This is a genomic window from Streptomyces sp. NPDC056580 (assembly GCF_042793175.1).
Classification (GTDB): Bacteria; Actinomycetota; Actinomycetes; order Streptomycetales; family Streptomycetaceae; genus Streptomyces.
In genome coordinates, this window is the sequence record NZ_JBHTVE010000001.1 from 47,114 (window position 1) to 58,633 (window position 11,520).

Consider the following 11,520-nt stretch of genomic DNA (forward strand, 5'->3'; position numbering starts at 1 on the left):
GTGCGAGTTGACAACGTTGTCCAGCCCCGGGAGGCGCACGCGCCCATGAATGGGACCCATCCGCGCACGAGTTGGAGCCGACGCCTACGCGGCGCGGGCACGGTGGTCGCGGCGGCAGCGCTGATCGGCGCCGCCCTCGCCGCGCCCACGGCCCAGGCGGCCGCGGCCCAGGACGGCCGACTGACCGATCTCGTCAATCCGTTCATCGGCACCCAGAACGAGGGCAACACCTACCCGGGCGCCGCCGTGCCCTTCGGGATGGTGCAACTGTCCCCGGACACCGGCCACAACACCGGTTACGACTACGCCCAGAACCACATCCGGGGCTTCTCGCTCGTCCACCTGTCCGGCGTCGGCTGCGGCTTGGGCGGGGACCTGCCGGTACTGCCGACCACCGGCGACGTCACGTCGACCGATTACACCAAGTACCAGGCTGAGTTCAGCCACGACACCGAGCAGGCCGGCCCCGGCTACTACAAGGTCGGTCTGAAGACCGGCATCGACGCCGAGCTGACGGCGACCGCGCGCACCGGTGTGCAGCGCTACACCTTCCCCGCCACCGACAAGGCCAACGTGCTGCTCAACGCCGGGCAGTCGCTGCACCGCGCGCTCTCCACCAAGGTCGAGGTGCTCGACGACCGGACCGTGCGCACCGCGATCACCGGCAGCGGCTTCTGCCAGGACACCAAGCCGTACACCGTCTACACCGTCACCCGGTTCGACCGCCCGTTCACCGCGTTCGGCACCTGGGACGGCTCCAAGGTCAGCGACGGGTCCCGCAGCGGCCGGGACGGCGCGTACGTCCGCTTCGACACGAGCGAGGACCGCACCGTCGAGGCCACGACCGCCCTGTCGTACGTGGACGCCCACGGCGCCGCGCTCAACCTGCGTGCCGAGGGCGGCCGTTCGTTCCGGCAGGTCCGCGCCGCGGCCCAGCGCGCCTGGGAGGACCGGCTCGACGACGTACGGGTGCGGGGCGGGAGCGAGACCCTGCGGCGCACGTTCTACTCGTCGCTGTACCGGTCCTTCCTCGCGCCCAACGTCGGCAGCGACGCCGACGGCCGGTACACGGGCTGGGACCAGAAGGTCCACCGCGCCCGGGGCTTCACGTACTACCAGAACTGGTCCCTGTGGGACACCTACCGCACCCAGTCGCAACTGCTGTCCCTGCTCGCGCCGCGTGAGGCGAGGGACATGGCGATATCGGTGATCAGGATCGACGAGGAGAGCGGCTGGCTGCCCAAGTGGGGCTACGGCACGGTCGAGACGAACATCATGACCGGCGACCCGGTCACGCCGTTCCTCACCAACGCCTACCAGCAGGGCCTGCTCAACGGGTACGAGGAGCGGGCCTACCGCGCCCTCAGGAAGAACGCCGACGGGGTACCGCCCGCCGACTCGCCGGCGGTGGGCCGCGAGGCCAACAAGGAGTACATCGCGGACGGTTTCGCGCCCTACGTCAAGGGCCGGCCGCACGCGAAGCCGGGCGACTCGGACTACGACCACGGCGCCTCGGCGACCCTGGAGTACGCCCTGTCGGACGCGATGCTCGCCGAGATGGCGCGCGACCTCGGCCATGACGCCGACGCCGCCCGCTACGCGGCCCGGGCCCAGAACTACCGCCGGATCTTCGACTCCTCGACCGGGTTCTTCCGCGCGCGCGACGCCTCCGGCGCCTTCACCGGGCCGGCCGACCCGGCGCAGAGCGAGGGGTTCCACGAGGGGACGTCCTGGCAGTACCAGTGGCTCGTGCCGCAGGACCTGCCGGGCATGGTCGGCCTGATCGGCGGCGAGAAGGCGGCGAACGAGCGGCTGGACTCCTTCTTCGCCTACGACAAGCTGGTGAAGGACCCCGCGGGAACGGCCCGCGAGGTGTGGGTGAACGGGCCGTACGACTACTACAACGCGGACAAGTACAACCCGCAGAACGAGCCCGACCTCATCGCCCCCTACACCTATCTCTCGACCGGCCAGCCGTGGAAGACCACCGACGTGGTGCATGCCGCGCTGACCCTGTTCACGGACGCCCCGACCGGTATGACCGGCAACGACGACCTCGGCACCATGTCCGCGTGGAACGTGCTGTCGTCGATCGGCGTCTTCCCGGTGCAGCCCGGCTACGACACCTGGGGGCTGTCCACACCCGTCTTCGAGCGGGTCGACCTCACCCTGGACCGCCGCTACTACCCGCGCGGCTCGCTCACCGTGACGGCGCCCGGCACCTCCGACGGCGACCGCTACATCCAGTCGGCGCGCGTCGACGGCGCCCCGTACGGCCGCACCTACGTGACCACGCGGGAGCTGCGCGGCATGCGGTCGCTGGCGTTCACGGTCGGCGCCGAACCGTCCGGGTGGGGAACCGGCGCCCATGACGGTCCGCCGGCGCTCAACTGACCGGTGCGGGCGGGGACGAGCCGCGGCCACGACCGCCGGATCGTGGCCGCGGCCCGCTCTCACATGTTGATCATGTGGCCGGCCAGGCCGTGCACGGCCTCCTTGACCGCCTCGCCCAGCGTCGGGTGGGCGTGCACATTGCGCGCCACCTCATGGACCGTCAGGTCCCACTGCTGGGCCAGGGTCAGCTCGGGCAGCAGCTCGGTGACGTCCGGGCCGATCAGGTGGCCGCCGAGCAGCTCGCCGTACTTGGCGTCGCTGATCAGCTTCACGAAGCCCGTGGCGTCGCCGAGGCCGTGCGACTTGCCGTTCGCGGTGAAGGGGAACTTCGCGACCTTGACGTCGTGCCCCAGCTCGCGGGCCTGGGCCTCGGTGTAGCCGAAACTGGCGATCTGGGGCTGGCAGTAGGTCGCGCGCGGGATCATGGCGTAGTCCAGTTCCATGGTCTCCGCGTCGGCGAGGGTCTCGGCGGCGACGATGCCCATCGCCTCGGCGGCGTGCGCCAGCATCAGCTTGGCCGTGACGTCGCCGATGGCGAAGATGTGCGGGACGGAGGTGCGGCAGCGGCCGTCGACGTCGATCGCGCCGCGCTCGGTGACCCGCACGCCCGCCTTGTCCAGGCCGTAGCCCTCGACGTTCGGGGCGAAGCCGATCGCCTGGAGCACCTTGTCGGCCTCCAGGACCTGCTGGGCGCCGTCCTTGCCGGTGACGGTGACCCGCACCGTCGGGCCCGACTCGTCGATGGCGTCGACCCGGGTGGAGGTCAGCACGTCGATGCCCAGCCTGCGGTACTGGCGGGCGAGTTCGGCGGACACCTCGGCGTCCTCGAGCGGGGTCATACGGTCCAGGAACTCGACGACGGTGACCTTCACGCCGTAGTTGTGCAGGACGTACGCGAACTCCACGCCGATCGCGCCGGCGCCCGCGATCACGATCGACTGCGGCAGTTCCTCGGCGAGGATCTGCTCCTCGTAGGTCACCACCCGTGAGGTGCGGCGGGTGCCGGGGAGCAGCTTGGGGGTGGCGCCGGTGGCGATGATGCAGTGGTCGAAGCCGATGGTGCGGGTCGAGCCGTCGTAGCCCGCCACCTCGAGCGTGTGCGAGTCGAGGAAGGTGCCGCGGCCGTCGAACTCCGTGATGCCGTTCTTCTTCATCAGGTAGTGGACGCCCTTGACCCGGCCGTCGGCGACCTTGCGGCTGCGGCGGAACGCCTCGCCGAAGTCGAAGGACACCGTTCCGTCGACCTTGATCCCGAAGGTCTTCGCCTCCCGCGTGAAGATGTGCGCCAGTTCCGCGTTGCGCAGCAGCGCCTTGCTCGGGATGCACCCCACGTTCAGGCAGACACCGCCCCAGTACTTCTCCTCGACGACGGCGACGCGCTTGCCCAGCTGCGCGGCGCGGACGGCGGCGACATAGCCGCCGGGTCCCGCTCCGAGGACCACGACGTCGAAGCGTTCGTCCAGCTCGGGCATGGGGTTTCCCTTCGTGTGCGACGGTCGTGCCGATCAGATGTGAGCGAGCGGCCTCAAATGGATCATCCATGCGCCCGCCCGGCTCCCGCAACCGCTTCTGTCCTCGCCGGCCGTCGCCGTGACGGAACAGACAGACGTGACCCTCCAGGGCTGTCGCGAAGGCGGCCTCAGTCGCGGGCCCGTGCCGCGGTCGTCGCCGGCTCGGGTTCCGGGCCGGTGCGTGGGATGCGTGAGAGGTCCGTCATCAGCGCGCTCAGCCACGAGACGGTCGCGTAGTACCGCCGGGGCGCGCCGGGCGGCTGTGCGGTGAAGCCCGAGATGGCCGGGTCGAGGCGGGGCACCGGCGCGGCCGGGGTGTCGCTCCCGGGGTCGAGCGCCGCCGAGACGAGCAGCATCCGGCCGGCCACCCGGTCCCCGAGTCCGGCGGCCGACTCGGCGGCGGCCGGGCCCAGCGCCGCCGGCGGCGGATCCAGCAGCCGCTCGGACCCCCACAGGGTGTGGTGCCCGGCGATGAGCACGGCCTGCCAGTCCACCGGCGCCGGCGCCCTCCTCCTGCCCCGGCCCCCGAAGGGCGTGGGCTCGCTCAGGAACTGGGCGTACGCGGACTCGGCGAGGATGACCGCCTGGTGCAGCGAGCGGTGGCAGGACACCACCGGCGGCGCGGCCACGGTGCCGCCGGCCGCCACGTCGGCGCTGGTCGCCACCACGATCTCGGCCGCCCGGCGCAGGAGTTCCGCCGCCGAGCGACGCAGCTCGTCATGGGCGCCGCGGGGCCAGGCCAGCAGGCCGAACACCGCGCCGATCGCGCTGCCGACCAGCACGTCCAGCAGCCGCGCCTCCGCCAGCCGCCAGGTCGGCGGCACGAGCTGGGCGAAGACCAGGGCCACGAGCACCGTGAACAGGCCCTGTGCCCAGCCGACGCCCTTGACCGGGCCCAGGGTGAAGGCGAGGAGCATCCACAGCGGGAGTACCGCGGCGTAGATCCCGGTGCCGGAGCCCACCAGGGTCAGCAGACCGGCGGTCAGCAACGCCCCGGCCAGCGTGCCCGCGAGGGCCAGGCGGATGGTGCTCCAGGTCTCGTCCATGGTGGTCCGGGTGAGGGTGAGCGTGGCCAGCATCGCCCAGAAGCCGTGGGGCAGCATGTCCACGCCCGCGATCAGCCGGGCCGCGGTCAGGGCCAGGGCGATGCGCACCGCGTTCTGGAAGAACACCGACCGGCGCCCGGCGTGGCCGCGCGCCCGGTGCCACCACAGCACCGGGGTCCGGCTCCTGGCGTACCAGAAGGGGCCCGGCGGCACCGGCACCGACGCCCGCCGGCCCCGTACCGCCAGGTCGGCCGTGGTGGCCATGGCCAGCGCGGCGTCGGCGATCTCCAGCACGGCGGCGTGCCGGCGCAGTACGGCGGGTGGGAATTCCGGCAGGTGGGGGCCGCCCGTGCCGGCGGCCGCGGGGACGGCCGACATGGCCGACAGCTCTGCCCGGGCCGCCGCCAGTTCCGCGTGGGCGGCCACCGGCGACGGCCCGGATCCGAGGCTGTCCGCGGTCGCGGCGGACAGGGCCGCCACCGCGCGCAGGACGGCGGTCACCCGGGGACCCTGCACGTCGCCCGGAGTGGTCAGCCGTGCCATCCGGCTGAGCAGGGTGCGGGTGGCCAGACCGGTGTGGGCGAGGGCGCGGTCGCGCGGCCCCGGTCCGGCCGGACGTTCCGCCTCCGGCACCGTCAGCGGCCGCAGAGCCGCGCCGGCCTCCCGGGCGGCCACGCTGTCCGTACCGGTCAGGGCGTACGGGGGCGCGGTCAGGAGGGTCGCACAGTGCGCCGCGGTCCGTGCGGCGAGGGCGGCCCGCTCCCGGTACGACGGCGGTGGGGGCTCGGGGAGGAGCAGCGCCTCGGCGGCCATGAGCAGGACCACTCCCGTCGTCGTCCCTAGGAGGCGTTCGCCGAGCGAGCCGGGGTCGTAGGGCGGGAAGGAGGGCAGGATGTAGAGCAGTTGCAGACCGGGGGCCGCCCCGGCCGGGCGGGGGCCGCCCACGGCGGAGAAGGCCAGGGCGAAGCCGACGACCAGCATGCCCGTGACGGCGCTCCAGGTCCGCACCGACAGACAGGTGCCGGCGATCACCAGCAGCCAGCACACCGGCAGCGCCCGCAGTCCCGTCGCGGCCCGCTGCCGTCCGGTGCCGGGGATCCTGGAGAGCCCGCCCAGCGCCACGGCGGAGAACAGGGCGTACGTGGCCGCGACCGGGAGGCCGAGTCCGTAGCGGAACAGGAAGAACCCCGTCGTGGCGACCAGCGTCACGCGTACCGCCCGGCGGCCCGAGGCGGCGTAGGCCGCGGGGATCCGGCCGGCTGGAGCAGCACACACGTTTACAGAGTCCCGCACCGTCCGGTGCCCGGCACGCGCAGCGGACCGGACGGCAGGCGGGAAAGCCGGTCGCATTACGGCCGGTGAAAGAGCGGGGGCAAAAAGAAAGGGAAAGGCGGTTTCCCACTCCTTTCCACTCTCAACTTATAGCGCACCGGGGGGCTTGCGGCAAGGCCCCCGATGTGTCGCACAATGACCGGCCGAAGCCAGAACCTGCGAAAACGCGGGAATCGCGAAGTACCTACGGTGCTGTCGGCACCGGTTCGCGTGAGGACGCCGAACCAGGCCGGCGCGCCCGGTGCGCCCTCGGTCCGAGAATGCGGAGCTGATTATTCTGAATCCCCAGACCACCAGTGCGTTCGACCTTCCGGACCGCCTTTCCGCGAAGGCCGATCCGCGGCTGATCGCCGACGACGAACGGCATTTCGCCGCCGTCGCGGAGGCTCTCGAGCAGTCGATCGCCGAGGTGTCCGACCGCCTCGACGCCGAGCGCAGGGCGCCCGGTGGCGCGGGCCGGCAGGCGATGGACCGGGACGCGGAGATCCACCGGCTGACCGCTCGGCTGCGCGCGCTGCGCCGGTTCGGCCTCGACCTGTGCCTCGGGCGCATGGTCGCCGCGGACAGCCCCGAACCGGTCTACGTCGGACGGCTCGGCCTGACGGACGGCGCGGGACGCCGGCTGCTGGTCGACTGGCGCTCCCCCGCGGCCGAGCCGTTCTTCGGCGCCACCCACGCCAGCCCGATGGGCCTGGCGAGCCGCCGCAGGTACCGCTGGTCCGGCGGCCGGATCGGCGACTACTGGGACGAGGTGTTCACCGCTGACGGCTTCGCCGGGCACGCCGCGCTCGACGACCAGTCCGCCTTCATCGCGAGCCTCGGCGGCAACCACTCGGCACGGATGCGGGACGTGCTCGGCACCATCCAGGCCGACCAGGACGCCGTCATCCGGGCGGGCTCACGGGGCGCGCTGGTGGTCGACGGCGGCCCGGGCACGGGGAAGACCGTGGTCGCCCTGCACCGGTCCGCCTACCTGCTGTACTCCGACCCGCGCCTCGGGCACCGCCGGGGAGGTGTGCTGTTCGTCGGCCCGCACCGGCCCTACCTCGACTACGTCTCCGACGTCCTGCCCAGTCTCGGCGAGGAGGGGGTGCGCACCTGCACCCTGCGGGACCTGGTCGCCGAGGGAGCGGGGGCGGGTGCCGAAGCCGACCCGGAGGCGGCCCGCCTGAAGTCGTCGGCCGACATGGTGCGGGCGGTCGAGACGGCCGTCAGGTTCTACGAGGAACCGCCTGCCGAGGAGTTGACGGTCACCACGCCCTGGTGCGAGGTGCGAGTGAGCGCCGGCGACTGGGCCGTGGCGTTCGAGTCGGCGGACCCCGGCACCCCGCACAACGAGGCCCGCGACCGGATCTGGGAGGAACTGCTGACGATCCTGGTGGACAGGCATCGCGGCGGCGCCCCGGCCGACGCACTGCGCGCGTCACTGGCCCGGGACCGGGACCTGCTCACGGCCTTCGGCCGCGCGTGGCCGCTGATCGAGGCGGCCGACCTCGTCGGAGACCTGTGGTCGGTCCCCGCCTACCTGCGGTTGTGCGCGCCCTGGCTCGGCCGCGAGGAGGTCCGCGGACTGCAGCGCGCGCACGCCCAGGCCTGGACGCTGTCCGACCTGCCGCTGCTGGACGCGGCACGGCAGCGGCTCGGCGACCCGGAGGCGCCTCGGCTCAGGCGTCGCCAGAAGGCCGCCCTCGCCGCCCAGAGCGCACGCATGGCGCAGGTGGCCGACAGCCTGATCGAGGCGGACGACGACGGCGAGGGCCTGGTGACGCAGTTGCGCCGGGCCGACCTCCGGCGGAACCTGGTGGACGAGTCGGAGCTGCCCGCCACCGAACCCGACCCGCTCGCGGGACCGTTCGCGCACATCGTGGTGGACGAGGCCCAGGAACTGACCGACGCGCAGTGGCAGATGCTGCTGCTGCAGTGCCCGTCGCGGAGCTTCACCGTCGTCGGGGACCGGGCGCAGGCCCGGCACGGGTTCGCCGAGTCGTGGCGGGAGCGGCTGGAGCGGGTCGGGTTCGACCGCATCGAGGAGGCCTCCCTGAGCATCAACTACCGTACGCCGCGGGAGATCATGGCCGAGGCCGAGCCGGTCATCCGGGCCGTGCTGCCGGACGCCAACGTGCCGGTCTCCGTCCGCGGCAACGGCGTTCCGGTCGCGCACGGACGCAGGGCGGACCTCGACGCGGTCCTCGCCACGTGGCTCGCCGCCCACGACGACGGCATCGCGTGCGTCATCGGAGATCCGGCGTTCCCGGCGACGTCCCGCGTGCGGTCGCTGACTCCGGAGCTGGCGAAGGGCCTCGAGTTCGACCTGGTGGTCCTGGTCGACCCGGCGGCGTTCGGCGACGGCGTCGAAGGCGCGGTGGACCGTTATGTCGCGATGACCAGGGCGACCGGGCAACTCGTGGTCCTCACGCGTTCCTGACCCGGCCGGCCGCGGGCGGGGCGGCTCCGGGGCGGGGGTCTTCGCTGTGGCGGCTCCGAAGCGGGGCGACGGGGCCATCAGGGTGGTCGCGGGCCGCGTCTGGCGGCCTGCGCGGAGTCCGCCCGCCATGCTGGAGGGCGAGCTGCCCCCTTCCCGGCGAACAAGGAGCACGGTATGCCGACGGACCCGGTCGGGCGTTTCCTGGCGGCCCTGGACCCGGAGCACCGGGAGGCCGTGTCCGCCAGGCCCCGCGAGGAGCAGGAGCGGCTCGCCGCGGCCTGGGAACGGGAGCTGGACGCGGACACCGAACTCGACACCCTCGACGAGCTGTCCCCGCCGGCCGCGGAGGCCGAGGCGGCCCGCCGCGTCCTGGAGTCCGGGACCGAGTAGCCGAGGACGCCCCCGGGCACGGCGTGCGCGCTGCCACTCTCCCTCAGGCGCCGGGCTCCGCCAGGTCCCAGGGGCAGGGGGCGGTGCCCTCCGACCAGGCGGTCAGCTCCAGGCCGTTGACGCAGAGGATGCCGCACTGCTGGGCGTACTCCAGAGCCGGCGCCGTGAAGTCGCTCGTCGTCACGACCACCGCTATGTCGGCCTCGTGAACGGTGAAGCAGGTGCCGCCGAAGCGCTGCATGTCCTGCGAGCCGACCTTGTTGGTGTCGCCGTAGCGCTTGCACTGGATGACCAGGCGCCTGCCGTCCGGGGTGACCGCCAGGACGTCCGCGCCCAAGTCGCCCGCTCCGCCCACCACTTCCACCTCCCGGCAGGCGTCGCGTGCGCACAGGTCGGCTATCGCCTGCTCGAAGGCGTGCGGGTCGAGCTCGGCGTGGTCGACCTCGATCACGTCGTCGAGCGGAACGGTCGCCTCCTCGCCGACGGGCACGAGCGGCTCGGTGGGGGCGCACGCCGGCACCGGGCCGGTGCCGCCGGCCGTGCCCGGGGCGGCCGGCGGCGCCGCCGCCACCGGCCCGGCCGGTTCCGGGGCGCGCAGCGTGTCGGACGCCCGCTCGGCCGCCGCCTCCAGGGTCTCGGTGGCCCGGCGCGCACATCTCGCGACGGACAACCGCCGCCACCGGGACCCGCACATCAGCGCCGCCGCGAGGCTCACCACCGCCAGCACGCCGGCCCAGAGCGGACGGCGTTCGACGATGTCGACCGCGGTGCGGGCGACGAACGCCATGACACACAGGATGATGGCGAGCAGGACGAAGAAGAGGGCGGTGGCACGCAGGTCGAAACGCCGCCGGTCACGGTCGACGGGGCGGAAAGGGGGCGCGGGGACGGTCATGCTGGGCTTCCCTCCGTGGAGACGACGAAGATCACCCGGCTACGCGTGCCCAAGATCGCGGACTTCAACGGTGGTTGGCGGCCGCCGAGGGGCGTGCCTTTGCGGATCGGGCCGGGCGGGCGAATGCTGGAAGTGTTCAGCAGCGCGGCGAGGACTTAGTGGGGCGCGGCCGCCGGCCCGCCCGTCCGGGCGCCCCGCGGAGCGGCCCGTCGCCGCCGCCGTCCGGTGTTCGACGCGGAGGTGACCGAAGGTGAAAGCCGTCGTCTATGAGAAGCCGTTCAACGTGGCGGTGAAGGACGTCGACGATCCGCAGATACAGCACCCGAACGACGTGATCGTGCGGGTCACGTCGTCCGCCATCTGCGGGTCCGACCTGCACATGTACGAAGGCCGTACGGCCGCGCAGCCCGGCATCGTCTTCGGCCACGAGAACCTCGGCGTCATCGAGGAGACCGGCAGCGGCGTGGTCTCCCTGTCCCAGGGCGACCGGGTCGTGATGCCGTTCAACGTGGCCTGCGGATTCTGCAAGAACTGTCTCGCCGGCAACACCGGGTTCTGCCTGACGGTGAATCCGGGGTTCGCGGGCGGCGCGTACGGCTACGTCGCGATGGGCCCCTACCCCGGCGGCCAGGCAGAGCGGCTGCGCGTTCCGTTCGCCGACTTCAACTGCCTGAAGCTGCCGCCGGGCGAGGAGTTCGAGGCGGACTTCGTGCTGCTCGCCGACATCTTCCCGACCGGGTACCACGGCTGCGAGCTGGCGCAGGTGTCGCCCGGCGAGTCCGTAGCCGTGTTCGGCGCCGGTCCGGTCGGCCTGATGGCCGCCTACTCGGCGCTGCTGCGCGGCGCGTCCAAGGTGTTCTCGGTCGACCGGGTGCCCGAGCGGCTCGCCAAGGCGGAGGAGATCGGGGCCATCCCCATCGACTTCACCAAGGGCGACCCGGCCGAGCAGATCAAGGAGCAGACCGCGGGTGAGGGGACCGACAAGGGCGTGGACGCCGTCGGCTACCAGGCCACGTCCCACAAGGACGTCGGCCACGAGGAGCCCGCCGTCGTCCTCAACACCCTTGTCGATACGGTGCGGGCCACCGGCATGCTCGGCGTGCCCGGCCTGTACGTGCCGTCCGACCCGGGCGCACCCGACGAGCACGCCAAGCACGGCCAGTTGCTGGTCTCCATCGGCCGGATGTTCGAGAAGGGCCAGCAGATGGGCACCGGCCAGTGCAACGTCAAGCGGTACAACCGCCAGCTGCGCGACATGATCATCGCCGGGCGGGCCAAGCCCAGCTTCGTGGTCTCGCACGAACTGCCCCTCGAGGACGCGCCCGAAGCGTACGAGAAGTTCGACAAGCGGATCGAGGGCTACACAAAGGTCGTACTGCACCCGGGTCACGCGCTCGCGGCGTGACGCGACAGGACCGGCGGCGCGCCACTTCGCGTGAGTGGCGCGCCGCCGGCCCGCCGGGAGTGCCCGATCAGGAGTTGTCGGCGTCGGCCGGGGCCGCGGCGGTCGCCCCGGGCGGTATCACG

At 72.8% G+C, this 11,520-nt stretch carries 7 protein-coding genes; 4 read left to right on the top strand and 3 right to left on the bottom strand.

All coding sequences use genetic code 11. The features are described from left to right. Positions 1-45: 45 nt before the first annotated feature. Positions 46-2,394, top strand: a complete 2,349-nt coding sequence (locus ACFQ9Z_RS00275; protein ID WP_383008993.1) for a GH92 family glycosyl hydrolase — start codon at positions 46-48, stop codon at positions 2,392-2,394. A 59-nt stretch (positions 2,395-2,453) separates the two neighbouring features. On the opposite strand, the gene lpdA is transcribed toward ACFQ9Z_RS00275, so the two are convergent. Then, positions 2,454-3,866, bottom strand: coding sequence for a dihydrolipoyl dehydrogenase (gene lpdA / locus ACFQ9Z_RS00280; protein ID WP_383008996.1), 1,413 nt, complete (start codon positions 3,864-3,866; stop codon positions 2,454-2,456). 167 nt (positions 3,867-4,033) lie between these two features. Beyond that, entirely contained in the window at positions 4,034-6,226 is a 2,193-nt protein-coding gene (locus tag ACFQ9Z_RS00285; protein WP_383008999.1) for an FUSC family protein, read from the bottom strand. A gap of 334 nt (positions 6,227-6,560) precedes the next feature. On the opposite strand from ACFQ9Z_RS00285, the gene helR reads away from it, so the two are divergent. Continuing rightward, positions 6,561-8,708, top strand: a complete 2,148-nt coding sequence (gene helR / locus ACFQ9Z_RS00290; RefSeq protein WP_383010259.1) for an RNA polymerase recycling motor ATPase HelR — start codon at positions 6,561-6,563, stop codon at positions 8,706-8,708. A gap of 174 nt (positions 8,709-8,882) precedes the next feature. Beyond that, on the top strand, positions 8,883-9,098 hold the full coding sequence (locus tag ACFQ9Z_RS00295; RefSeq protein ID WP_383009002.1) for a hypothetical protein: 216 nt from the start codon (positions 8,883-8,885) through the stop codon (positions 9,096-9,098). A gap of 43 nt (positions 9,099-9,141) precedes the next feature. On the opposite strand, the gene ACFQ9Z_RS00300 is transcribed toward ACFQ9Z_RS00295, so the two are convergent. Beyond that, positions 9,142-9,993 carry a restriction endonuclease gene (locus ACFQ9Z_RS00300; protein ID WP_383009005.1) on the bottom strand — a complete coding sequence of 284 codons (852 nt, stop codon included), beginning with the start codon at positions 9,991-9,993 and terminating at the stop codon, positions 9,142-9,144. 250 nt (positions 9,994-10,243) lie between these two features. Here ACFQ9Z_RS00300 and ACFQ9Z_RS00305 point away from each other — a divergent pair, with 250 nt between their 5' ends. After that, positions 10,244-11,398: a glutathione-independent formaldehyde dehydrogenase gene (locus ACFQ9Z_RS00305; protein WP_383009007.1), complete on the top strand. Its 1,155-nt coding sequence runs from the start codon at positions 10,244-10,246 to the stop codon at positions 11,396-11,398. Positions 11,399-11,520: the final 122 nt, after the last annotated feature.